The 25,129-nt window shown below is 37.2% G+C and carries 20 protein-coding genes and 1 other annotated feature; of the genes, 1 reads left to right on the forward strand and 19 read right to left on the reverse strand.

Going from position 1 to position 25,129, the window contains the following annotated elements; translation table 11 throughout:
- Positions 1-4: 4 nt before the first annotated feature.
- Both ACR65M_RS00525 and hemA read right to left on the reverse strand, forming a co-directional pair.
- Complete coding sequence (locus ACR65M_RS00525) at positions 5-838, reverse strand: cytochrome C assembly family protein (protein ID WP_440272268.1); 834 nt, start codon at positions 836-838, stop codon at positions 5-7.
- Between the two features lie 16 nt (positions 839-854).
- Entirely contained in the window at positions 855-2,204 is a 1,350-nt protein-coding gene (hemA, locus tag ACR65M_RS00530) for a glutamyl-tRNA reductase (RefSeq protein WP_341330716.1), read from the reverse strand.
- Between the two features lie 252 nt (positions 2,205-2,456).
- Here hemA and ACR65M_RS00535 point away from each other — a divergent pair, with 252 nt between their 5' ends.
- Entirely contained in the window at positions 2,457-2,942 is a 486-nt protein-coding gene (locus ACR65M_RS00535) for a LiaI-LiaF-like domain-containing protein (protein WP_341330715.1), read from the forward strand.
- 105 nt (positions 2,943-3,047) lie between these two features.
- On the opposite strand, the gene ACR65M_RS00540 is transcribed toward ACR65M_RS00535, so the two are convergent.
- From ACR65M_RS00540 to ACR65M_RS00620, 17 genes are all read right to left on the reverse strand, one after another.
- The gene (locus ACR65M_RS00540; RefSeq protein ID WP_440272269.1) at positions 3,048-3,770 is read right to left on the reverse strand and encodes an amino acid ABC transporter ATP-binding protein; all 723 of its coding nucleotides are present in this window, start codon (positions 3,768-3,770) and stop codon (positions 3,048-3,050) included.
- A 31-nt stretch (positions 3,771-3,801) separates the two neighbouring features.
- The gene (locus tag ACR65M_RS00545) at positions 3,802-4,464 is read right to left on the reverse strand and encodes an amino acid ABC transporter permease (RefSeq protein ID WP_341330714.1); all 663 of its coding nucleotides are present in this window, start codon (positions 4,462-4,464) and stop codon (positions 3,802-3,804) included.
- An 83-nt stretch (positions 4,465-4,547) separates the two neighbouring features.
- On the reverse strand, positions 4,548-5,297 hold the full coding sequence (locus tag ACR65M_RS00550) for a transporter substrate-binding domain-containing protein (RefSeq protein WP_440272292.1): 750 nt from the start codon (positions 5,295-5,297) through the stop codon (positions 4,548-4,550).
- A gap of 243 nt (positions 5,298-5,540) precedes the next feature.
- Positions 5,541-6,137: a ribosome biogenesis GTP-binding protein YihA/YsxC gene (gene yihA / locus ACR65M_RS00555; protein WP_440272270.1), complete on the reverse strand. Its 597-nt coding sequence runs from the start codon at positions 6,135-6,137 to the stop codon at positions 5,541-5,543.
- Positions 6,134-8,458 carry an endopeptidase La gene (lon, locus tag ACR65M_RS00560; protein ID WP_440272271.1) on the reverse strand — a complete coding sequence of 775 codons (2,325 nt, stop codon included), beginning with the start codon at positions 8,456-8,458 and terminating at the stop codon, positions 6,134-6,136. Before lon ends, yihA begins: the two co-directional genes overlap by 4 nt.
- Positions 8,459-8,791: 333 nt before the next feature.
- Positions 8,792-10,471, reverse strand: coding sequence for an ATP-dependent protease LonB (lonB, locus tag ACR65M_RS00565; protein WP_121447680.1), 1,680 nt, complete (start codon positions 10,469-10,471; stop codon positions 8,792-8,794).
- A gap of 491 nt (positions 10,472-10,962) precedes the next feature.
- Complete coding sequence (gene clpX, locus ACR65M_RS00570) at positions 10,963-12,225, reverse strand: ATP-dependent protease ATP-binding subunit ClpX (RefSeq protein WP_099352083.1); 1,263 nt, start codon at positions 12,223-12,225, stop codon at positions 10,963-10,965.
- A gap of 709 nt (positions 12,226-12,934) precedes the next feature.
- Complete coding sequence (tig, locus tag ACR65M_RS00575; protein ID WP_440272272.1) at positions 12,935-14,221, reverse strand: trigger factor; 1,287 nt, start codon at positions 14,219-14,221, stop codon at positions 12,935-12,937.
- Between the two features lie 204 nt (positions 14,222-14,425).
- Entirely contained in the window at positions 14,426-15,454 is a 1,029-nt protein-coding gene (locus ACR65M_RS00580) for a tetratricopeptide repeat protein (protein WP_440272273.1), read from the reverse strand.
- Positions 15,455-15,585: 131 nt separating this feature from the next.
- Complete coding sequence (gene leuD / locus ACR65M_RS00585) at positions 15,586-16,173, reverse strand: 3-isopropylmalate dehydratase small subunit (RefSeq protein ID WP_121447676.1); 588 nt, start codon at positions 16,171-16,173, stop codon at positions 15,586-15,588.
- A gap of 2 nt (positions 16,174-16,175) precedes the next feature.
- The gene (leuC, locus tag ACR65M_RS00590) at positions 16,176-17,603 is read right to left on the reverse strand and encodes a 3-isopropylmalate dehydratase large subunit (protein WP_440272293.1); all 1,428 of its coding nucleotides are present in this window, start codon (positions 17,601-17,603) and stop codon (positions 16,176-16,178) included.
- Positions 17,604-17,695: 92 nt separating this feature from the next.
- Complete coding sequence (gene leuB / locus ACR65M_RS00595) at positions 17,696-18,808, reverse strand: 3-isopropylmalate dehydrogenase (protein WP_440272274.1); 1,113 nt, start codon at positions 18,806-18,808, stop codon at positions 17,696-17,698.
- Positions 18,809-18,861: 53 nt separating this feature from the next.
- On the reverse strand, positions 18,862-20,406 hold the full coding sequence (locus tag ACR65M_RS00600) for a 2-isopropylmalate synthase (protein ID WP_121447673.1): 1,545 nt from the start codon (positions 20,404-20,406) through the stop codon (positions 18,862-18,864).
- A complete protein-coding gene (gene ilvC / locus ACR65M_RS00605) occupies positions 20,393-21,421 on the reverse strand; it encodes a ketol-acid reductoisomerase (RefSeq protein ID WP_440272275.1) in 1,029 nt (342 codons plus the stop codon). The genes ACR65M_RS00600 and ilvC overlap by 14 nt, the downstream gene beginning before the upstream one ends.
- 74 nt (positions 21,422-21,495) lie before the next feature.
- On the reverse strand, positions 21,496-22,014 hold the full coding sequence (gene ilvN / locus ACR65M_RS00610; RefSeq protein WP_121447671.1) for an acetolactate synthase small subunit: 519 nt from the start codon (positions 22,012-22,014) through the stop codon (positions 21,496-21,498).
- Positions 22,011-23,729, reverse strand: coding sequence for an acetolactate synthase large subunit (ilvB, locus tag ACR65M_RS00615; protein WP_440272276.1), 1,719 nt, complete (start codon positions 23,727-23,729; stop codon positions 22,011-22,013). The genes ilvN and ilvB overlap by 4 nt, the downstream gene beginning before the upstream one ends.
- Positions 23,730-23,998: 269 nt before the next feature.
- Positions 23,999-24,259 (reverse strand) — a binding site (T-box leader).
- 569 nt (positions 24,260-24,828) lie between these two features.
- On the reverse strand, positions 24,829-24,984 hold the full coding sequence (locus ACR65M_RS00620; RefSeq protein WP_341333511.1) for a group I intron-associated PD-(D/E)XK endonuclease: 156 nt from the start codon (positions 24,982-24,984) through the stop codon (positions 24,829-24,831).
- Positions 24,985-25,129: the final 145 nt, after the last annotated feature.

The raw sequence follows: 25,129 nt of genomic DNA on the forward strand, positions 1-25,129 counted from the left end.
CTGTCTATGTATACCAAAAATGAAAACTTGATAAGCTTCCAAATAAAAAGAAATTAACAAGCAAAAGTAAAAATGCTCCAATATTCCAATTAGCGATGGCCTTTCCCTGAAGCTTTTGGACCACCCTTTTATATAAATACCATGCATAGATAACTAGAACAAAAAACGATCCTACCACCTTTGCATCGTAAAAATTAAAATTATCAACCTTAATAAAGGCCCATAACAAACCTAAAATAAGTGATAGTAAAAGCATGGGCACTCCAATGAGATTCAATACATATGACATATGGTCTAGTTTTGATAAATCATCTAAACGAAGGAGTCGTTTTCCCCATTTTTTCTGTTTCAATAAGTTATATTGAATCAAATACAGAATCGAAAAAACAAAAGATAACGAAAATGCGCCATATGAAAGAATCGCCATCGAGATATGAATCATAAGTAATTCTGAGATTAACTGACTTTCCACTGCACTTGAACCGTGCTGACCTGGAGCAAATGTGTGCAATGCCATTATGAAAAAACCTAATAAATTTGTAAAAAATACAATGAAATCTACTCTCAAATATTTGTTTAAAATTAAAGAGAGGGTTATCAGCACCCAGGCATAAAAATAAAGCCCCTCCACCATAGATAAAATCGGTAATCTACCTGTACTTAGCAGTCTCGTTAATAGAAAAATCGATTGAATTACCCATACAAATGCAAGTAACCAGAAGGCAAACTTATTCACCCTCCGGTTATTATGAAGAAAGTCTATAAAATAAAGTAGGGCACTTAAGGCATAGAGAATTACTGTGAACTCATGTAATCTCATTACATTCATCTCTACCATATCGATTTTCTCCTCATTATGACTGTAGAGAAGGCTGCTGTCTATTTGCTACCTTGTTCAAATTACTCTTAGCCGTTTGCATCCCCTGCTCAGAAACAACTGCTTCCTCAATATCGAAGATTTTCATAAATAATGAAAGTGATTCCTCTGCATTTGGTTGTGCAGCAAGTTCCTTTGCTTGTAAAATAGGGTCTTTTAATAGCTGATTTATGATACTTTTCGTGTGCTTATTTAATACTTTTCTCTCACGTTCGGAAAGATTAGGCATCTTTCGTTCAATACTTTCCATTGTTTCAGCTTGAATGGTTAATGCCTTTTTGCGAAGAGCTGATATCACTGGAACTACGCCTAAGGTATTCAACCAGTTCTTAAATTCAACGATCTCTGATTCAATCATAAGCTCTATTTCTTCAGCCGCTACCTTACGTTCCTGAAGATTGGCTTCCACGATTCCTTCTAAATCGTCAATATCATATAAAAAGACACTTTCTAAATCTGCAAGTCCTGGATCTAAGTCCCTTGGTACAGCAATATCGACCATAAATAAAGGACGACCCTTTCTCATGCGTTCGACATCCTGCATAATCTCTTTTGTAACCACATATCCCTTAGCTCCAGTTGAACTAATCATGATATCAGCTTCAACTAGGGCACATTGAAGTTCCTCTATAGTCTTGGCTTCACCCTGGAATTTCTCAGCTAGGTTTTGTGCTTTTTCAAAAGTTCGATTCATTACCGTTACTTTACCTACGCCTGAACCGTGTAGGTTTTGAACAGCTAACTCACCCATTTTTCCGGCACCTAAGATGAGAACATTTTTATTTGTAAGGTCCCCAAAGATTTTTTTAGCAAGCTCAACAGCAGCATAACTTACTGAAACAGCGTTTGAGCCGATTTCAGTTTCTGAATGTGCACGTTTAGCTAATGTAATAGACTGTTTAAATAAATGATTGAAAACAGTTCCTGATGTTCCTTTTTCCTGTGCTGATAAAAAGCTTGAACGTACTTGTCCAAGAATTTGTGTTTCACCAACAACCATAGAATTTAATCCACAAGTAACATGAAATAAGTGTTCAACTGCTCCCTCATCTTCAAAGATACTTAAATATGGAGTAAATTCCTCTTTCTCAATACCAAACCATTGTGAAAGAAAATCTTTAATATAGTAGCGTCCTGTATGCAATTGGTCGACTACAGCATATATTTCTGTCCGATTACAAGTTGAAACGATAATATTTTCAAGAATACTTTTTTTCCCTTTCAATTCCTTCATAGCTTGTGCAATGCTATCCGGATCAAAAGTTAATTTTTCACGTATTTCAACAGGGGCTGTTCTATAATTAAGTCCGACCATTAGTGTATGCATAATATCTCTCACCCCAACCTTTTAAATAATCATAATGGATCATTCGTCCAAAAAACTACTACTATTATACCATGTAATACGTTAGGGATTGTCGAAAAATGTGTGAACAGTTTTTGACAACCTATGCTAAGATAAATTTATAATAGATAATAATGATAAAGGCAGTTATATAAATGATTTAATCATCTTGACTTCAATCGTTACATTAACAAAAAAATAGGGTCAAATCAAGTTAATAGCACGGGGGATCATATGAAAAAAAATAATATCTTTTCTGGCATCATCCTTTTAGGGATTGGTTGCTATCTCTTACTACAACAACTGGGTATACCAGTATTTACTAACTTCTATTCTTGGCAAACACTCATCATCATTGTCGGGATTGCCTTTCTCGTTCAAGCTTATCTTGAAAACAATCCAGGCAGTGTTTTACCTGGAGTAATTCTGGTTGGATTTGGATTTCATTTTCACAGTCTCAACCAACTCAGCTTTTGGCCAAAACAGCCGGGTACCTTGCTTCTTATTGTTGGTCTTGGAATGCTATTTACATATTTTAAAACAAAAAATGGGCTATTCCCTAGTATTGTTCTATTATTTATTTCATTATTGTTTCTCAACTACAGCCGATTTATGGGATGGTTAAGCTTTTTTGAAGGTGGGTTTTCATTTATTTTGAACTATTGGCCCGTCCTTGTGATTGGAATCGGCTTTTATTTATTATTCATTAAGAAAAAGTAAATTATACCAAAATGCAATTTGCCCACGAAGAACTTGTCCCGTGGGTTATTTTTATAAAAAAAAAATAGCATCTCAAAGTTTGTCTTTGAGATACGTATCTTTCTGTTAAAGAATAGAGTTCAAAAAGTCCTTCGTTCGCTGTTCTTTCGGATTTTCAAATATGTCCCTAGGCTTTCCGACCTCCACAATTTTCCCATCATGCATATAGATAACTCGATCTGCAACCTCTCTAGCAAATCCCATTTCATGCGTAACTACAATCATGGTCATTCCTTCATTTGCTAATTGTTTCATTGTATTTAGAACCTCACCGACTAATTCTGGGTCAAGGGCTGATGTTGGTTCATCGAATAACATAATTTCGGGTTTCATTGCTAATGCCCGAGCAATAGCAACACGTTGCTTTTGTCCACCTGACAATTTTGACGGATACACATTCATTTTATCTGCCAATCCCACTTTTGCAAGAAGCTCCTTTGCCTGCTCAATGGCCTCTTGTTTCGGAATTCTTTTAACCTGAGTGGGCGCTTCAATCACATTCTGAAGAACCGTCATATGGGGAAATAGATTAAAATGTTGAAACACCATACCAACTCGTTGCCGTATTTCATTTAGGTTATGGCTATTAGACTCGATATTTTCATCATTAATTATGATTTCTCCACTATCTTTTAATTCTAAGAAATTCAAACAACGTAACAAGGTGCTTTTGCCAGACCCACTTGCTCCGATTAAACAAACAACCTCACTTTCTTTCACAATCATGTTAATATCTTTTAACACGTGTAAATCCCCGAATGATTTATTTAAATCGACAACTTTTATCATATCCTTCTTTTGCAACTCACTTCACCTTCCCCTATTTATCGCTTGCCGCCAATTTTTTCTCGAGCATTCCAACTAAAATAGTAAAAATCAAGACAAGAATTAAATAATAAATCGCAACGATAAGTAAATATGTCATATAATCAAAATTGTTTGAGCCCAATGTTGTTGATACATTAAAGAGCTCGTTTAAACCAATAAATGCGGCTAGTGATGAGTCCTTTAATCCAATAATAAATTGATTTCCTAGGGGTGGTATTGCTCTACGAAACGCTTGAGGTAGGATAATTCTTCGCATCGTTAAAATCCTGCTCATTCCTAATGATTGTCCCGCTTCCATTTGGCCATTATCAATGGATTGAATGGCACCCCTAAAAATTTCAGCAATATATGCACCATTATGGAATGCCAATCCTAGTGTTACGGACCAAAACATTGATATATCTAAAGCTGATAAGCCAAAATAAAAGACAAAGATTTGAACGATCAACGGGGTTCCTCTTACCAAATAAATATACAAATCAGCAATCTTGACGAGGATGGTTTTCCCGGAGATTTTTAAGAATGCAAAAAACAAACCAATAAAAACCGCGATGAAAATAGCAACAATTGTTACTTGTAATGTAAGTAGCATCCCTTTTAAAAATACTGGATACGAATCAATCAACTGTTCTATGATATGACTAAATTCAGGCAATTACCTTCAACTCCTTTTTCCAAAGTACTTATTAGAAAAAGAAACGAATGCGAAAAAAATCACATTCGTTTCTATGATGATACCTATTCTTCTGGATTCGTTGTGATATCTTCTTTAAAGTATTTTTCACTAATTTTCTTTAGGGTCCCGTCTTCCCTTAATGTATCTAGTGCTTCATTTATTTTCTTCAATAGTTCTTCATTGTCCTTCGCCACTGCTACGGCCTGCTCGCTTAAACCAAGAATATCTTTCCCCTCAATTTCTATACCGTTCCCGATAGCTTCTTTTCCCGTTAAGAAGTCAGTAATAACAGCATCATGCTTGCCGATTGCTAAAGCTTCCAATGCCGTAACATCACTGTCGTATTGAACGACATTGTCAGTTACTTCTTGAGCTGTTTTTGCATAAGTAGAACCTTTTGAAACAGCAATTTCCAACCCTTTCAGATCATCTAGGCTTGCTACTTCACTGTCAGGTCTTACGAATATCTGAGGTCCTGAATAGTAATATGGTGTTGAAAAATTAACATGCTCTGCACGTTCATCTGTAATCGTATGACTTGCAACTGCAGCATCAAAACGTCCTGTTTTCACACCCTCTACAATACTGTTAAATTTAAATCTTTTTTGATCTGGTTCTAAACCTAGCTCTTTTGCAATTGCTTCTGCTACTTCAATATCAAACCCAGTCATAACACCGTCTCCATCTGTAACACTAAAAGGATTGTATTCTCCAGATGATGCAAACGTAAATTTTCCGTCTTCAACTAATTTCATCCCTGTTTGAGATGACTTTTCACTTCCACAAGCACTCAAAACACCAACCGTCAACATCAGAACTAAAAAAGAAATGAGTTTCGTTTTCAATTTTTGTTTCCCCCTTTTTCTACTTCTACTAAAAACGGCTACCAAAATCCGGCTAGTAAAGTGTACCTAACATTTCTTCTATCTTATTAGGCCAATCCCTTGCTTATAACCGAATCGGTAAAATCGCCTTAATATCTCCCCAATTCTCCATAATGTCCTTTGTTTCGCCAAGCTTGGTTTAATCAATAAAAAACAGCTAAAGCATATGCTTTAACTGTTTTCATTGTTCATATATGATTGTAGGACGGTCCATGCCTGCTCTTTTCCTAATCCCGTTTCTGATGAGAACTTGATGATATGGTCATCAGGCTCAAGTTCTAATGTTTCACGAACGACCTTCAAGTGTTTATCCCATTTTCCTTTTGGAATTTTATCTGCCTTTGTTGCAATAACAATAACAGGGATTTCGTAATGTTTCGCAAAATCATACATTAACACATCATCATTGGTTGGAGGGTGACGTAAATCAACAATCAAAACAACCGCTTTTAGCTGTTCACGTGTTGTTAAATACTTCTCAATCATTTTACCCCATGCCGCTCTTTCTGTTTTTGAAACCTTTGCATACCCATACCCTGGAACATCCACAAAATGCAATAATTCATTAATCAGGTAAAAGTTTAAAGTTTGCGTCTTTCCAGGCTTTGATGATGTACGTGCCAACGCTTTACGATTAATCATTTTATTAATAAACGAAGATTTTCCAACATTCGAGCGTCCGGCCAGCGCAAATTCAGGAAGATCTCCTTCTGGATATTGCTCTGGCTTTACAGCACTTATAACGATTTCTGCACTTGTAACTTTCATTTTTTCTCCTCTATTAACGCATGTTTTAATACTTCATCTAAATGTGAAACCGGAATAAATTCGACATCATTTCTTACACTATCAGGGATGTCCTCTAAATCCTTTTCGTTTTCCTTTGGAAATAAAATCTTCGTTAAACCGGCACGATGGGCACTTAATGATTTTTCTTTTAAACCACCTATCGGGAGAACACGGCCTCTTAAGGTAATTTCACCAGTCATCCCAACTTCCTTGCTGACAGCTTTACCAGTTAAAGCAGAAATTAGTGCGGTCGCGATTGTAATCCCAGCTGAAGGTCCGTCCTTTGGAACAGCACCTTCTGGAACATGAATATGGATATCATTTTTTTCATTAAAGTCAGGATCAATCTTTAATTCTTGTGCTTTAGATCGAATATAACTAAAAGCTGCTTGAGCAGACTCCTTCATGACATCCCCTAGCTTCCCAGTGAGGACAAGCTTTCCTTTACCAGGTGCTAGCGATACTTCGATTGAAAGAGTGTCTCCGCCAAAAGCTGTATACGCAAGTCCAGTAGCAACTCCAACCTGGTCTTCGATTTCTGCTTGGCCATAACGGAATATCGGTTTCCCTAAAAATTCAACTACATTTTTTTCGGTAATGACAACTCGTTTCTTTTCACCAGAAACGATTATCTTAGCCACCTTACGACAAATTTTCGCGATTTGACGCTCTAGACTACGGACTCCCGCTTCTCTTGTGTAATGACGAATAATATTCAATAGAGCATCTTCTCTTATTTGTAATTTACCTTTTGTCAAACCATGCTCTTCAAGTTGTTTTGGTAATAAATGATCTTTGGCGATATTGACTTTTTCAAGCTCAGTATACCCAGCGATTGTGATAATTTCCATTCGGTCACGTAGTGGTCCTGGAATGGTTGCCAAGTTATTAGCAGTAGCAATGAACATAACCTTCGATAAATCATAAGGCTCTTCAATAAAATGATCACTAAAGTTGAAGTTCTGTTCAGGATCCAATACTTCAAGCAAGGCTGCTGATGGGTCGCCTCTAAAATCGTTGGACATTTTATCTATTTCATCTAATAAAAAGACAGGATTAATTGTACCGGCCTTTTTCATTCCTTGGATAATACGCCCTGGCATTGCTCCTACATATGTTCTACGGTGCCCCCTGATTTCAGATTCATCACGAACACCACCTAGAGAAATCCGCACAAAATTTCTACCAAGTGATTTTGCCACTGATTTTGCTAACGATGTTTTACCAACTCCTGGAGGTCCAGCTAAACATAGAATTGGCCCTTTTAAAGAGTTTGTTAATTGTTGAACAGCTAAATATTCAAGTACTCTTTCCTTTACCTTATCAAGCCCAAAATGGTCTTTTTCAAGGATTTCCTCTGCATGGTGAATATCTAGTCGATCTTCCGTTGCATTTGTCCATGGCAATGACAAAAGCCATTCTATATAATTCCGTATTACAGCGCTCTCTGCCGAAGTTTGTGGGATTTTTTCGTAGCGGTCAAGTTCTTTCAAAGCGACTTGCTCGATATGGTCAGGCATTCCTGCTGTTTCAATTTTATCCTTTAGTGTAGTTACCTCACCTGTTTTTCCCTCTTTATCTCCTAATTCTTTTTGAATAGCTTTCATTTGTTCACGCAGATAGTATTCCTTCTGAGTTCTTTCCATTGAATGCTTTACACGTTGGCCAATTTTCTTTTCAAGACTTAAGACTTCTTTTTCATTATTGATGATAGTAATGACCTTATTCATTCTGGCTCGAACATCAATCGTTTCAAGAATTTCTTGTTTTTCTTTCAGTTTGAGAGGGATATGGGAGGCAATAATATCTGCCATTCGACCTGGTTCCTCAATATCAGTAACAGACGTATATGTTTCAGTCGATATCTTTTTAGAAAGCTTTATGTACTGTTCGAAATACTCAAGCATCATCCGCATAAGTGCTTCAGATTCTACATCCTTTGTTTCGTCTTCCTCAAATGTTCTTACTTTAACCGAATAATACGTATCTTTGTCAAATATTTCTTTAATTTCCGCGCGATAAAGTCCTTCAACCAATACACGTATTGTTCCATTTGGTAATTTAAGCATTTGTTTTACTTGCGTTAATGTTCCTATATTATAGATATCATCCTCTGTAGGATTGTCAATAGCCACATCTTTTTGGGTTGTTAAAAAAATGATATGGTCTTCTACCATTGCTTTTTCCAATGCTTGCACTGATTTTTCACGGCCAACATCTAAATGCAAAACCATAGTTGGATAGACAAGCAATCCGCGAAGTGGTAAAAGAGGAACAATGATTTCTTTTTTTCTTGTCATTGCATACACCTCAAAATTGAATATAGTTCTTAAAGTTGATGTTCAAAAAGTCCGGTGAAAATGACACATCGAATTTCTGCGTTGGCTTGCTTCTCCGTTCCTCACGTATTAACTGCATACGCTCCGGTACTCAAAGCTGCGCCGCCTTGAAATTCTCGGTCCTTTTCATCCTCCTTTTTGAACACGTTCTTAAATGTAAATTTTATCTTATTTGATAGCTAGTGTCTATTTTGGAGGATTTTTCATTTTTATATTAAAGATGAAAAACATAAAAAGACTTCGACGTTCTTTTTATAGTATGTCGAAGTCTTTCTATTTTAAACTGTTTTACATTTAGACAGATTCTGTTTTTGAAAAGTTAGTTGAAGCCGGAATGATTGATTGCTTGGATTGCTTTTGCCGTTCAGGTGTTTCAATTGCAATCTCAAAGACTTCTTCCAAATTGGTAACTGGAATAATTTCAATTCCCTCAATTTCCTTTAAGATTGATTGCATATTTTCTTGAGGGATGATGACCTTTTTTGCTCCTGCTTGTTTTGCTGCTTTAATTTTCGGCACAACTCCACCAATTGGCTTTACATTCCCATGAATACTAATTTCGCCTGTCATGGCAACTTTATGATCGACTGGGAATTTATGAATGGCAGAATAGATACCGGTAGCCATTGCAATCCCTGCAGAAGGTCCATCAATTGGAATCCCCCCAGGGAAATTAACATGGATGTCATAATCATGTGCAGGAACGCCCATTGAACGAAGTACAGTAATGACATTTTCAATGGAGCCCTTCGCCATACTTTTTCTTCGAACAGACTTTCCACGGTCCCCAATACTTTCTTCTTCAACGATACCAGTTATATTGATCGTTCCTTTATCTTTAGCAGGGATAACGGTGACCTCGATTTCTAACAATGCTCCAGTGTTAGGTCCATATACAGCTAAGCCGTTAACAAGTCCCACCCTTGCACTTGGATATATCTTCTTATCATAACGAGGTGTTAACTGACTTGAATGAAGTACCCACTCTATATCTTCATCCTTAATAAAATCGCGATCCTCGGAAATTGCAATTCCAGCGGCGATTTGAACCATATTCACCACTTCACGTCCATTCCTTGCATATGAGGCAAGTGTAGCAATCCCTTTTTCAGTCGCCTGCATTTTAACTTTCTCAAGTGCTTTTCTTGTTACAATTGCTAATTCATCCTGATCTAAATCACGGAAAAATACCTCTAAGCAACGGGAACGAATCGCTGGTGGTATTTCATTAGGTGTGCGTGTTGTCGCGCCAATCATTCGAAAATCAGCTGGCAATCCATTCTTAAAAATATCATGAATATGTGTAGGAATTTGTGTGTTTTCCTCGCTATAATAAGCACTTTCAAGAAATACTTTGCGATCCTCTAATACCTTTAACATTTTATTCATTTGAATGGGATGCAGCTCTCCAATTTCATCGATGAATAAAACGCCTCCATGTGCATGTGTTACAGCCCCTGGTTTTGGTTGAGGAATACCTGCTTGCCCCATCGCACCTGCTCCTTGATAAATCGGATCATGAACAGAACCTATTAAGGGGTCCGCTATTCCACGTTCATCAAATCGTGCGGTTGTCGCGTCTAATTCTACAAAAACAGCTGATTGCTTAAAAGGAGACTTTGCATTGCGTTTTGCTTCCTCCATTACAAGACGTGCTGCCGCAGTTTTACCTACTCCGGGTGGTCCATAAATAATGACGTGCTGAGGATTTGGTCCACAAAGCGCTGCTTTTAATGATTTTATTCCATCCTCTTGTCCAACAATATCTGAAAAACTAGTTGGTCTTACTCGCTCAGCTAGAGGTTCTGTTAAGGAAATGGACCTCATTTTACGGAGTTGTTCCATTTCTTTTCTAGACTCTTTATCTATAGATACCTTTTGAGTTCGCTGGTTTTTAAGGAGATTCCAAAAGTAAAGTCCGATGATCACTCCAAAAAATAGCTGTACGAATAAAACAATACCTGTCCAACTCATATTATTCCTCCTGCTCGCAAAGATAGACTACTATCTGCTATTATCTCCTGAGTATAGGTGGAATAAACCAAATTTGACGGATTTTTGAATGGTCATTTCGTTATATTTATTACGTAACTCTTAAAATAACGTACTGAATAAAATCAAATTAGTACATATTATACAAATTGGTCCGGTTATTTAGGACTATTTTATAAAAGTTGACTATCTGTAAGATATGTAAGTATGGAAGGTGTGAAAATATGAAGAAAAGGTAGTTACTAGCCTTTCTTTCAGCATCTATTCTTATTTTCGGAGGATGCTCAGCAGAAAAAGAGAAGCAGTCAGCAAAAAAATCACAAGAACAGAAAGTAAATAAAACGGAAAACGAAACAGATCCAAACAAAAGCACTTAAACAATCACTCAGGTTGATGAAAGGGATGCTAAAAATCTAAATATTAAAATGGAAATTACTCAATAAAAAAATCCCGAGTTGCCTCGGGATTTTTTCTTATGCGGAGATTTCTGTGTTTTCAACAACCGTTCCATCATCCAATAAAAGCTTTGGAGAGGTATTTTTTGATACAGTTTCCGCAGTAATGATGCATTTCTTAATATCGTCTCTTGAAGGAAGATCAAACATCACATCGAGCATAATTCCTTCGATAATGGAACGCAAACCACGTGCTCCTGTTTTACGTTCAATTGCCTTTTTTGCAATTTCCTTGAGAGCATCCTCTTCGAAATCCAATTCGACTTCATCTAGCTCAAGCATTTTTTGATATTGCTTAACTAAAGCATTTTTTGGTTTCGTTAGAATCTCTACCAACGCGTCCTCATCTAAAGGTTCAAGGCTCGCAATAACCGGAAGACGGCCAATAAATTCAGGAATTAAACCAAACTTTAATAAATCTTCTGGTAATGATCTAGAAAGTAGTGATTTTTGGTCTAATTCTTCTTCCACAACGTTAGAACCAAATCCAATTACTTTTTTACCAAGACGGCGCTTGATGATTTGTTCAATTCCATCAAAAGCTCCACCACAAATAAATAGGATATTTGAAGTGTCAATTTGAATAAATTCTTGATGAGGGTGCTTTCTTCCACCTTGTGGAGGTACACTTGCCACTGTGCCTTCAAGAATTTTCAATAATGCTTGCTGTACACCTTCACCCGAAACGTCACGAGTAATTGATGGATTTTCGGATTTACGTGCAACCTTATCAATTTCATCGATATAAATGATTCCCTTTTCAGCTTTCTCCACATCATAATCAGCTGCTTGAATAAGTTTTAATAGAATATTCTCTACGTCTTCTCCAACATATCCAGCTTCTGTCAATGAAGTAGCATCCGCAATCGCAAATGGTACATTTAAAATACGAGCCAAAGTTTGCGCTAATAATGTTTTACCACTACCAGTTGGCCCAATCATACAGATATTACTTTTTGATAATTCAACATCATCAATTTTGCTGTTTGAATTAATACGCTTATAGTGGTTATATACAGCGACAGCTAATGACTTTTTCGCTGCATCTTGACCTATCACATATTCATCTAGGATTTCTCTTATTTCTTTTGGTTTAGGTACATCTTTAAATTCAACTTCTTCCTCTGTACCTAGTTCCTCTTCAACGATTTCAGTACATAATTCAATACATTCATCGCATATATAAACGCCAGGACCTGCAACTAACTTTCGAACTTGATCTTGGGTTTTCCCGCAAAAAGAACACTTAAGTTGCCCTTTTTCATCATTAAATTTAAACATCATGTCACCCCTTATTTGTTTCTTTCTCTCTACACTAAGCCCCTACGGCTTCGATAAGCGTCGGATCTCATCGTCACCACTAGTCGTCAGCATCCTCACGTACATTTAAATACGCACCGGTGCTTCCTCAATTGTTTCCTCGATCTTCTCGCTTCTCGTACACCTATTACATAGGCAATCTTGTTTGAACTTTGGCCATTACCGTCAGTTCCATTATCTAATTATGTAATGCACATTGTACCATATTTCTTCTTCAGAATGGTAATAATAACTCTCGCGCTCATTATGTAAGTTATGTGTGGTCTTAAAAACAACTAGTGAAATATGTGCTGACTTCGCCCCTCCTTTTTCAGTGTTCCCTTTTTCTTTAGATTAAAACTACTACAAAATGCTTATTGTTAGGTAGTTCAAAAAGTGCGGTGAATATGACGCATCGATTTTCTGAGTACATTGTTCCGAGAATACGGTGAATAACTCGGTTATGCGCTTGCGTCTACTAGTTTATTCACGAAGTCAATTCCTCAGCACAAGGCTGCAAGGGAGTTAACTCAAGCAGTTGCCTCGCTCCGGTACTCAAAGCTGCACCGCCTTGAAAATCTCGGTCCTCTTCATCCTGCTTTTTGAACAAGCATTCATATGTACAACTTTTTAGTTTTGGGTATAAAACAAGGCACGATCATATCGCGCCTTGATATTCCCTTATTTATTATTATGCAACACTTTTGCTATTTTCTACAAGAAAATCGATTGCTTTTCTAATTTTTAAATCTTCTGTAATTCCATCTAAGCCACCAAGCATTGACTTAATCTCATCAGCAGAAACGCCATACATTGTTGCCATATTTTCTAACTCTGCATTGATTTCCTCTTCAGTCACTTCAATGTTTTCAGCTTTTGCGATCGCTTCTAAAGTTAAGTTATCACGAACGCGCTTGCCAGCATCTTCTTTCATTTGTTCACGTAAAGCATTTTCGTCTTGACCAGAGAATTGGAAGTATAGGTCAAGGTTCATGCCTTGCATTTGTAAACGTTGTTCAAATTCACGTAGCATGCGGTCTAATTCAGTATTAACCATTGCCTCTGGAATATCGATTTCAGCATTTTCTGATGCTTTTTCGATTAATGTATCTTTAAGGCTATTTTCAGCGTCACGCTTCTTAGTCTCTTCTAAACGAGTTCTAGTTTTAGCTTTTAATTCATCTAATGTTTCAACTTCATCGTCTACATCTTTTGCAAACTCATCATCAAGCTCTGGAAGTTCTTTTGCTTTGATTTCGTGAACTTTCACTTTAAAAGTTGCTGGCTTACCTGCTAGGTTTTCAGCATGGTATTCTTCAGGGAAACTAACTTCAACGTCTTTTTCTTCACCTGTAGCAATACCAACTAATTGTTCTTCGAATCCAGGAATGAATGAACCAGAACCAATTTCTAATGAATAGTTCTCAGCTTTTCCACCTTCGAATGCTTCTCCATCAACGAAACCTTCGAAATCAATTACAACAGTGTCGCCATTTTCTACAGTACCTTCTTCTTTAACAACAAGTTCTGCATTGCGCTCTTGTAATTGTTTGATTTCTGCATCAACTTCTTCATCTGTAACAGTTTCTTCAAGCTTTTCAACTTCTAGACCTTTGTAGTCACCAAGTTTAACTTCTGGCTTAACAGTTACTTTAGCAGTGAAAATAAGGTTTTTACCTTTTTCGATTTGTTCAACGTCAACTTCTGGACGATCAACTGGCTCAATACCAGTTTCTTTGATTGCATTTTCATATGCATCTGGAAGAATAATATCTAATGCATCTTGGTAAAGTGATTCAACACCAAAACGCTTTTCGAACATTCCACGAGGCATTTTACCTTTACGGAACCCAGGTACGTTAACTTGCTTTACTACCTTTTTGAAAGCTTCGTCAAGTCCTTGGTTAAATGTTTCTGCGTCAACCTCTACAGTTAAGACACCTTGGTTTCCTTCTAATTTTTCAAACTTTGCGGACATAATTCTTTCCCTCCAACTATCTATTTACTAACTATTTTTTCCGATATGTAAATTTCATAACTATTACCATATGTCGGTAAACTAGCATTTTACAACCATTACATTATAACATAGAATAGTCACCTTTCAACATATAGAATATTTTTATATTGTTAGAAAGTTTAACCAACTAATCAAAATTATAATATCTTCGATTACCATTTTTTATTCGATATACGAAAAACGCTCTACCTTTTCTAGCATATCTAGAGCATGTTTTAGTTCAAACAAACTTATCCCATAGATTTGCTCAAGTGTTCGATTCTCAATCTCCATTCCGTGAAGTTCAGCACTATATAAATGAAGAGCAGCAGCATACGTTGCTGGATTCTCATCATCTAATGTAAAAGGAAAAATTACAAAAAGATGCTGAAGCCAAATCTCTTTTGCTGTTTCATATAGAGTCGGATTCTCATTTTGCAATTGTTCCTCCAAGATCGATAAAACCTGAATTGCAAAAGGTGACATGGATGGATCAATTAACTTTGAAGGGATAACTTTAAGGGTCTCCCCAAGCTTCTCAACCTCTGTCTCACGATCCACCTGATTCATTGCAAGCAACTGCAATATCATCGTTTTTACAACAGGATGTTTTTTAGGATTAGCTAAAAATGGAACCAGCATATCTAAGTATTTCCGTACATTGAGTTCCTTCATGGATTGTATGGTAGCTATTTGATTCCCGATAAATTCTTCATTATATAAAACATGTTGTAGATGTTCCATAACATCCTGATTCGTGTTCTCAGCTTCTCTTTCCACCTCATCAGAATAAAGCATTCTTTTACTCAGTTCTAAGAGCTGGGACAGATTGTCTAAATACTCGGGAGGAACTGAATCTTCATCAAGCACAGCTTCTATTGTTGTTTTTACTTCATTATATTGTCCGAGTTGAATGAGAATGGTTAAGTAGATTTGAAGGACATGAAAATAGTCCCCAACATCTTCTTTCATCATAACTAAACAATTTTCTTTTGCTTGCTCTAATTCTCCTAGTTCAAAAAGGCAGATGACAATTCCAAGCTCTATTTCATGATTGCCCTCTTCAAGTTCCTGAGCTTGTATTAATAAAGTTAAAGCTTCTTTAAATTGCTTATTGGTTAATGCATCAAGACCTTTTTCCATTAATCTTTCCTTTAGATGAGGAAAGGGAACAACTTTATCCTGCTTCTTACCATTAAACTTTTTTTCCATAGAGTTTTTCCAACCCCAAACTCGTTTTCTACTTGAGTTATTAGTGTACCAATGAAAAAAAGAGAAAACAATAGTGATACCATGATAGGATACAAAAAAAGACAAAGTCTGATGGACTTTGTCTAGAATTATTAGTTCGCAGTTTTAACTTCATACTCTTTAATTTGTTGTTCATAGGAAAGAGTCTTGTCAATCTCATCCCAACCATTGATCAACATTTCCTTCCAGTATGCATCAATTGAAAATTCTGTTTTGAAGCCTTTTGAATCAACTATTGTTTGTTCCTCTAATGAGATAGTGCATTGATAGTCAGCAGCATTCGCTTCTTTTAGAAGATACTCGATCACGCTTTTTTCTAATACAATAGGCAAAATACCATTCTTCAAGCAGTTATTATAGAAAATATCTGCAAATGATGGAGCTAGGATTGCCTTAAATCCATAGTCTTGTAATGCCCATGGAGCATGCTCACGAGAAGAACCACAACCAAAGTTTTCATTTACAACAAGAATCGTCGCACCCTCATTTTCTTTTCGATTTAATTCAAAATCTGGATTCGGGCTTCCGTCAGCTTCGAAGCGCCAATCAAAAAAGGCATATTTTCCAAACCCAGTTCTTTCGATACTTTTCAAAAATTGCTTCGGAATGATTTGGTCGGTATCCACATTGTTTCGATCCATTCCTGCAACTTTACCTTGATGTGTGATAAATGGTTCCATAATTATGCCTCCTCCCCAGCTGTTACCTTTTGAATTTTACGAACATCTACGAATTTCCCATAAATAGCTGCAGCAGCTGCCATTGCTGGACTTACTAAGTGTGTACGTGCACCCTTACCTTGTCGTCCCTCGAAGTTACGGTTTGAAGTTGAAGCACATCTTTCACCAGCAGGAACTACGTCTGGGTTCATACTTAAGCACATGCTGCATCCAGCATCACGCCATTCAAAGCCAGCGTCACGGAATACATCAGCAAGACCTTCTTTTTCCGCTTGTTGTTTCACTTGTTGAGATCCTGGAACGACTAAAGCCCGTACATTAGGAGATATCTTTTGACCACGGATAATTTCAGCCGCTTCGCGTAAGTCACCAATTCGTGAATTTGTACATGATCCAATAAATACATGTTGAATTTCTACTTCATTAATCGGCGTTCCAGGAGCAAGCTCCATATATTCATAAGCACGCTGAGCAGACTTCTTGTCAACTTCTTTATCAAAATCCTCTGGATATGGAACTGTATCCTCAATAGTTATACTCATAGATGGGTTAGTACCCCATGTAACAGTAGGTAAGATTTCATCTGCATGAATTTCTAGAATTTCATCGAAAGTAGCACCCTCATCAGTTGCAAGAGCTCTCCATCTTTCAACAGCTGCATCAAAAGCTGCACCTGAAGGGCTATGCTTTCTTCCCTTTAAATAGGAGAATGTTGTTTCATCTGGGCTTATTAAGCCAGCTTTCGCTCCACCTTCAATTGACATATTACAAATGGTCATTCTTTCTTCCATTGACATGTTTCGAATTGCTTCTCCTGTATATTCGATTACATGTCCTGTTCCGAAATCAATCCCAAACTTACGGATAATGGATAAAATAACGTCCTTCGCATAGACGCCAGGTGATAATGTTCCAACTACATTTACCTGCATGGTTTTAGGTTTTTGTTGCCATAATGTCTGGGTTGCAAGAACATGTTCTACTTCACTTGTCCCAATTCCAAACGCTAATGCTCCAAATGCTCCATGTGTAGATGTATGGCTATCCCCACATACAATTGTTTTTCCTGGTTGTGTTAATCCAAGCTCAGGTCCAATAACGTGAACAATTCCCTGTTCTGGGCTGTGTAAATCTGCTAATGGTACGTTAAATTCCTTACAGTTTTTCTCCAATGCACTCATTTGTTTAGCAGCTATCTCATCCTTTGTTTGGAAGCGATCGCTTGTAGTAGGTACGTTGTGGTCCATTGTCGCAAATGTTAAATCAGGCCTTCTGACTTTTCTATTTTTTATACGTAAACCTTCAAAGGCTTGCGGAGAAGTTACTTCATGGACAAGATGTAGGTCAATGTATAATAGGTTTGGTTTCCCCTCTTCATGATTGATAACGTGCTGATCCCATATTTTTTCTATAATCGTTTTCGGTGCCATTAGTATCTTCATCCTCCTTTTTCACTTTTTTTGAAAAGATAAGCTCGGTATATACCGAGCTATCAGCAGGTCTAGCTTTGCAATTTATAAATCTATGCATAGCAAGACATAATATTTGAAATCGCCCCGTCCTCAACTAAGGCCTCTTTAATTTTTTCTACCATTTCTGTTGTTGAAATTGCATTTCCTTGTGGTTGAACAACATCTGCAGTACGATAACCAGCAGCTAATACATCATCCACGGCTTTTTCTATAGCTTTTGCCTCTTCTTCTAATCCAAAAGATAAGCGTAAAAGCATAGCAGCAGATAATATGGTTGCAATTGGATTTGCAATATCCTTTCCAGCGATATCTGGTGCAGAACCATGGATTGGTTCAAATAGACTCGGTCCATCCGTCGATAAACTTGCTGAAGGAAGCATGCCAAGTGATCCTGTTAACATGGATGCTTCATCACTTAAAATATCTCCAAACATATTCTCAGTAACGACTACATCAAATTGTCTAGGGTTTCGGATTAGTTGCATTGCCGCGTTATCCACTAGCATATGCTCTAATGTAACCTCTGGATAAGAAGTAGCTACTTCTTCAGCAACCTCGCGCCACATTCTGCTAGATTCCAAGACATTAGCTTTGTCTACAGATGTCACTTTATTCCTTCTTGTCATAGCCATTTCAAATGCTTTTTCAATGATTCTTTTCATTTCAGAGCGTTTGTAGGAAAGAGTATCAACAGCTTCTTCTTCGCCATCTTCAATCTTTCTACCACTTGGCTTTCCAAAGTAAAGACCACCAGTAAGCTCTCTGACAATTACGAAATCCGCATTTTCAATCACTTCTTGTTTAAGTGGAGAAGCGTCTAGTAAGCTATTAAAACAAGTTACCGGTCTTACATTCGCATACAAGTTTAAGGCTTTTCGAATTTGTAATAATCCTTTTTCAGGACGTAAGTGTGGAGGGTTAGAATCCCACTTCGGACCCCCTACAGCCCCTAGCAATACTGCATCACTTTGTTTACATACTTCCAGTGTTTCCGCCGGAAGAGGAGTGCCTTCAGCGTCTATTGCTGAACCACCTATTAAAGCGTGTTGAAATGTAAACTCATGATTGTATTGTCCGGCGACAGCCTTCAACACTTCGATTGCCCCTTTAGTCACTTCTTTGCCAACGCCATCTCCACGAAGTACGGCAATACTCTTCTTCATATTGACTCCTCCTCTTTTATCTTATCTACACTGAAAATAGTAAATTTAAAAGTTTAAACTCCAACTTTTTCAAGTAGCTTCTTATTCTTTTCAACTGTTATAAGTCTATTTACTGCATTCACATATGCTCTTGCAGAAGCTTCTAACACGTCTTGTGCAGAGCCTCTTCCACTGCTTTCAACATTCTCATGTTTTACTTTTACAAATACCTCTGCAAGTGCGTCACGCCCTGCGCCAACAGATTGGATTCGGTAATCATCTAATGTTATTGAAATACCGAAGCAGCGTTCGAGTGTATTGTAAAGTGCTTCAACACTTCCTGATCCTGTAGCAGCCTCTTGGATTTGGTTACCTTCACGATCTGTTAAGGTGATGGTTGCAGTAGGGATTTGGTTTGTACCGTATTGAACCTGCATAGAGGTTAATTGATACGTATCCTCCACGTTTGCTACCTTTTCATTAACTAATAATGTAACTAAATCATCATCAGTAATTTCTTTCTTTTTATCTGCTAAATCTTTAAATAGCTTAAATACGCGATTAATTTCTTGGTCATCTAATGTGTAGCCTAATTCTAAAATACGATTACGAAATGCGTGTCTACCTGAATGCTTTCCTAGCACCATTGAATTTGATTTCACCCCTACTAACTCTGGAGTGATAATTTCATAGGTCGTTTTTTCCTTTAACACACCATCTTGGTGAATACCTGATTCGTGTGCATAAGCATTTCTACCAATAACAGCTTTGTTTGGAGGAACAATCATACCTGTTAATTTACTAACTAAATCACTTGTACGCTTGATTTCATCCAACTTTAATCGAGTATGTGCTTGGTAGAAGTCCTGACGAATATGGAGTGCAACTGCAACCTCTTCTAATGAGGCATTACCTGCCCTTTCCCCAATTCCATTAATGGTTCCTTCTACTTGTAACACACCATGTTCAATAGCTGATAATGAATTGGAAACTGCCATTCCAAGATCATCATGACAGTGAGTTGATAAAATAACTTTATCTATATTCGGTACGTTTTCTAGTACATAGGTAAACATTTTGCCGTATTCTTCTGGAGTACCATACCCAACTGTATCCGGTAGATTAATCACATTTGCTCCAGCATCTATTACTTCTTTGATGATTTTTGCTAAGAAGTCTAATTCTGTTCTGCTCGCATCTTCCGCAGACCATTGGATAATTGGGAAGAATTGAGAAGCATATTTAACACTATCCACAGCTGTTTGAATTACTTGTTCTTTTGTCTGCTTAAGCTTATATTTTCTATGAATCGGGGAAGTTGCAAGGAAGGTGTGGAGACGAGGCTCCGCTCCTCCCTTCAATGCTCCCCAAGCTGCATCAATATCACTTTGTACAGCTCGTGCAAGTCCTGTTACGGAAACATTTTTGATGATATCAGCAATTTGTTTAACTGACTGGAAATCACCTTCAGAGGCAGCTGGAAATCCGGCCTCCATAACATCCACATTGAGTCGTTCCAGTTGCTTAGCAATTTCAAGTTTTTCATGTAGGTTTAAGTTTACTCCAGCAGACTGTTCTCCATCTCTTAATGTAGTGTCAAAAATATTAATTTTCCGCACGGGCACCCACCACTTCTTTCACTTGTCTTTGTTTGACGAATGGCATCATTGCACGAAGCTTCTTACCAACTACTTCAATTTGATGTTCAGCTTCAATTTTGTTAATTGCGTTAAATTCTGGACGATTCGCCTGATTTTCAAGGATCCAACCTTTTGCAAACTTACCTGTTTGAATATCCTTTAATACTTCCTTCATTTCAGCTTTCACACTGTCATTTACAATACGTGGTCCAGTTACGAAATCGCCCCACTGAGCTGTGTCAGAGATTGAATATCTCATTCCAGCTAAACCTTCTTCGTACATTAAATCAACGATTAGTTTTAATTCATGTAGACACTCAAAGTAAGCAACTTCTGGTTGGTATCCAGCTTCTACTAATGTTTCGAATCCTGCTTTAACTAATGCAGTGGTACCACCACATAATACCGCCTGTTCACCAAATAGATCTGTTTCAGTTTCTTCTTTAAATGTCGTTTCAAGAACACCCGCTCTAGCTGCTCCAATTCCTTTCGCATATGCTAGTGCAACCTCTTTTGCATTTCCAGTTACGTCTTGTTCAACCGCAATTAATGCTGGAACCCCTGCACCTTCAGTGAATGTACGACGTACTAAATGTCCCGGGCCTTTTGGAGCTACTAGGAAAACATCTACGAAGTTTGGTGGTACGATTTGGCTAAAGTGAATGTTAAAACCATGAGCAAATACTAATGCATTTCCTGGCTCTAATCCTGGTTCGATTTCTTCTTTATATACCTTTGGTTGATTTTCATCTGGTAGTAATACCATAATTACATCCGCTTGCTCAGCAGCTTCTCGAACTGAATAAACTTGTAGTCCATCATTTTTTGCTTGTTCAAAAGATTTTCCTTGACGTAGACCAACAATTACATCAACACCACTTTCACGTAAGTTCAGTGCATGTGCGTGTCCTTGTGAACCGTAACCAATGATAGCAACCTTCTTATTTTGTAAAACTGAATCATTTACATCTCCGTTATAATATACCTTTGTCATTTTAAAATCTCTCCCTTATTAGAATTAAGTTTTGTATGTTAATGTGATTAAACCCTTTAGTTGATGAAACGTATTTAAACAATAGAAATATTCTTTGGATTTGAAGCTGTCTTTTGGTTACCCCTTGTGAAAGCAGTTGTGCCTGTACGGGCTACTTCTTTAATTCCGTATGGCTTTAAGAGGTTAATTAAAGCTTCGACTTTTTCTGATTCACCTGTAACTTGGATAACCAGGCTTTCCTTACTTACATCAATAATCGATGCCCGGAAAGGATCTATTAAGCTATAAATCTCATTTCTATTTGATGGACTGGATGCTACTTTAATGAGAGCAAGCTCCCTAGCCACAATGGCTTGATTCGTAATATCCACGACCTTTATAACATCAATTTGTTTATTTAGCTGTTTTGTGATTTGTTCAACAACGGTTTCTTCATCGAGATGTATTACAAATGTCATTCGTGAGAGTCCCTCTGTTTCGGAATGTCCCACTGTAATACTCTCAATATTGTAATGACGTTTAGTTAACAGGCCAGTGATTCGGTTAAGTACACCAGCGCGGTTATTTACTAGTAATGTGATGATTCTTTTCACAGTTTAACACCTACCATTTCATGATGACCCTTTCCTGTGGCTACCATTGGGTATACATTTTCGAAAGGCGTCACATTAAAGTCCATAAGGACCGGTCCAGCGTATTCGATAGCTTCTTTTAACACTTGCTCTGCTTCTTGTTCATTTGTAGCTCTCAAACCTTTAATTCCATATGCATCAGCTAGTTTCATAAAATCTGGCTGATTAGGAATCAGAGAATGTGAGTATCTCTCTTTATAGAAAAGTTGTTGCCATTGTCTAACCATTCCCAAAGCTTTGTTGTTAAGAATGATGATTTTGATTGGTAGGTTTAATTCATGAATGACTGAAAGTTCTTGGGAAGTCATTTGGAATCCACCGTCTCCTAGGATGGCAACCACAGTTGATGACCTTTCAGCTAACTGTGCTCCGATACTAGATGGTAAGCCAAAGCCCATTGTTCCAAGTCCGCCTGATGTTACCCAACGATTTGGTTTTGTAAACTGATAGTATTGGGCAGCCCACATTTGATGCTGGCCAACGTCAGTTGTAACAATTGCTTCCCCATCTGTATATTTATAGATAAGTTCTATTAATTTTTGTGGTTTTAATTCATCTTCTGATGGTTTATAAACAAGTGGATATTCTTCTTTCCATCCAGCTAGTTTTTCTCTCCATTCTCGGGAATCTCCAGGTTTACCATCTTGGTGAACTAGAGCTTTAAGAACCTCTTTTGCATCCCCTACCACTGGAATCTTAGTAGGTACGTTTTTCCCAATCTCAGCAGGATCAATATCAATATGTGCTACTATTGCATTTGGAGCAAAGTGTTCCAGGTTTCCAGTTACCCGGTCATCGAATCTTGCTCCAATACTGATTAATAGATCACATTCATGTAAAGCCATATTCGCTGAGTATGTTCCATGCATTCCTGCCATGCCTAGATATAATGGATGATCAGCTGGGAATCCACCTAAACCTAAAAGTGTATGTGCTAAAGGAATATTTTGTTGTTCAACATATTCTCTTAATTCGTCTGCAGCTTTTGCATGTATAACCCCAGCACCAGCAAGAATGACCGGTTTTTTCGCTTGACTAACTGCTTCAACTAGCTTACGAATTTGCAGATGATTTGGGTGAATTGTCGGCTGATAACCTGGCAACTGAATTTCTTGATCATAATCAAATACCGCTTCATTTGCTGTCATGTCTTTTGGAATATCAATTAATACAGGACCTGGTCTTCCAGAAGTAGCAATATAAAATGCTTCTTTAATTATTTTTGGTAAGTCCTTTACTTCCCTTACCTGGTAGCTATGTTTTGTAATTGGCATCGTGATTCCAAGAACATCTGCTTCCTGGAATGCATCTGAACCAATGACTGATGAAGCAACCTGACCTGTAAATACAACAAGTGGAATTGAATCAATCATCGCGTCTGCTAATCCCGTCACAATATTTGTTGCACCCGGTCCAGAAGTTGCAATGACGACACCTGGTTTTCCTGAAATTCTCGCATACCCTTCAGCTGCATGTATACCACCTTGTTCATGTCTGGTTAATACATGAAAAATTCCTGAATCATATAAACTATCATAAATGTTTAGTACAGCACCGCCAGGATATCCAAAAATGACTTCTACGTTTTCCCGTTTCAATGCTTCGATTAGCATTTGGGAACCATTCATTTTTGTAGAAGCTTTAGTTTTTTCTTCCACTTTTGCATTTACGCCCATTTTTTCTTACATCCCTTCCCTATAGTAATTAAATTTTCTTAATCAAATATGCCTTGGCATATTATCGCCAGATTTTAGGCCCACAGGAAGTGGGTCATAAAGACGTTGCCACATGATGTGGCGCACTTTGTCTTTGAATCTTACTGCTCTAAAAATTCCCTTTGAAAAATCGTGACATCCTCCCAGAGGCTTTTAACATAATTAAGACCGGGTCTTAATTATGTTAAAAAAATAAAATGCCAATCCACCCACTAGACCAATTTCTTGGTCGAAGGGGTGAAAAGGCATTTATCACTTTTCACGGTACCACCCTTGTTCGCGATCTAAAAAAGACCACCTCAGGAACAACTTTTGTTGTTCATTTTGATAACGGGTGAGCTGTTACCAAACACCCGGTTAACTCTACTACAAATGTTTCAAGCTAACACTCTGAGGTGAGTTCATCCAACGGGATAACACCGGCTTCCAGCATTACCGGCTCTCTGTTGATATCTTTACGTTAGACTACTTATCCTCTTCAACGTTTATGAATATTCAATATTTTTAAATTACATTTCTATTAGCTTTATGCCACAGGTATTTCTTTAATACCTAAAAACATAAACGCTTTACATGATTGAAAACTTAGGTTCAAAAAATAATCCAAATCCATGACCTTCCACCTTTTTAGTAAAAGGATGGGTTAGTTATGATAGGACTTTTCTAAGTTGATAATTTGCTTATTCATTTTTTTTTGCTAGAAAATATTTGATATTAGAGCCTATATTACGCCCATTTTTTATCGGAGTCAACACCATTTTAAAGAATTGTTAGATTATTTTGATTTGATAAACTATCTGAATCCGCTTACAACTCAGAAGTGACGCGGTTTTTAGAATTGAAAGAATTTGTTGAAATTTTCGTGACTGAAAATGATTGATTCGGATGCGATATAGGTAGGAATCTTTCAAGGTCAATCTTTAATATCTGATCGCACGTAATACTAAAATTTTTGTTTGTAGATGAGTCCATTGGACAAATAAAAAAACACTTCAATTCATTTACATGAAAAGAAGTGTTTGTGATTAAGTATGTAAAATGGCTATGCTAGGTAATTAGCCTAAGGGAGGTTACGAAAATCCTTAACAAAGTGAACATTCTTTTCCTGATTATTCTTAGGATGTTTTACTCTTATAGTTAACGATTTATTGCAGAACTTTGGGTCCAAGTAGTAACATTCATCGGTGTCGGGAAAATATACACAATAAATATCAATTTCTTGTTTATTTGTTTATCAAGGTCAACAGTATATCGGAATTTAGAGAGGTCTCCTAACCTGCTGCTGTACATGCGATACATAACTTTGTTAATAATCAGTTATATACATATGAAGGACTTTGCAATTTTTAGTCACTTTTTAG

This window comes from Ferdinandcohnia sp. SAFN-114 (assembly GCF_059415045.1).

Excerpts from the sequence above, each read along its gene's own strand:
- leuB (WP_440272274.1), bottom strand. The coding sequence starts at position 18,808 with ATGAAGAAGAGTATTGCCGTACTTCGTGGAGATGGCGTTGGCAAAGAA.
- ilvC (WP_440272275.1), bottom strand. The coding sequence starts at position 21,421 with ATGACAAAGGTATATTATAACGGAGATGTAAATGATTCAGTTTTACAA.
- clpX (WP_099352083.1), bottom strand. The coding sequence starts at position 12,225 with ATGTTTAAATTTAATGATGAAAAAGGGCAACTTAAGTGTTCTTTTTGC.
- yihA (WP_440272270.1), bottom strand. The coding sequence starts at position 6,137 with ATGAAAGTTACAAGTGCAGAAATCGTTATAAGTGCTGTAAAGCCAGAG.
- lonB (WP_121447680.1), bottom strand. The coding sequence starts at position 10,471 with ATGAGTTGGACAGGTATTGTTTTATTCGTACAGCTATTTTTTGGAGTG.
- leuD (WP_121447676.1), bottom strand. The coding sequence starts at position 16,173 with ATGGAACCATTTATCACACATCAAGGTAAAGTTGCAGGAATGGATCGA.
- lon (WP_440272271.1), bottom strand. The coding sequence starts at position 8,458 with ATGACAAGAAAAAAAGAAATCATTGTTCCTCTTTTACCACTTCGCGGA.
- hemA (WP_341330716.1), bottom strand. The coding sequence starts at position 2,204 with ATGCATACACTAATGGTCGGACTTAATTATAGAACAGCCCCTGTTGAA.
- ACR65M_RS00550 (WP_440272292.1), bottom strand. The coding sequence starts at position 5,297 with ATGTTGACGGTTGGTGTTTTGAGTGCTTGTGGAAGTGAAAAGTCATCT.
- leuC (WP_440272293.1), bottom strand. The coding sequence starts at position 17,603 with ATGGCACCGAAAACGATTATAGAAAAAATATGGGATCAGCACGTTATC.
- ACR65M_RS00580 (WP_440272273.1), bottom strand. The coding sequence starts at position 15,454 with ATGGAAAAAAAGTTTAATGGTAAGAAGCAGGATAAAGTTGTTCCCTTT.
- ACR65M_RS00535 (WP_341330715.1), top strand. The coding sequence starts at position 2,457 with ATGAAAAAAAATAATATCTTTTCTGGCATCATCCTTTTAGGGATTGGT.
- ACR65M_RS00525 (WP_440272268.1), bottom strand. The coding sequence starts at position 838 with ATGGTAGAGATGAATGTAATGAGATTACATGAGTTCACAGTAATTCTC.
- ACR65M_RS00540 (WP_440272269.1), bottom strand. The coding sequence starts at position 3,770 with ATGATAAAAGTTGTCGATTTAAATAAATCATTCGGGGATTTACACGTG.
- tig (WP_440272272.1), bottom strand. The coding sequence starts at position 14,221 with ATGTCCGCAAAGTTTGAAAAATTAGAAGGAAACCAAGGTGTCTTAACT.
- ilvB (WP_440272276.1), bottom strand. The coding sequence starts at position 23,729 with ATGGGCGTAAATGCAAAAGTGGAAGAAAAAACTAAAGCTTCTACAAAA.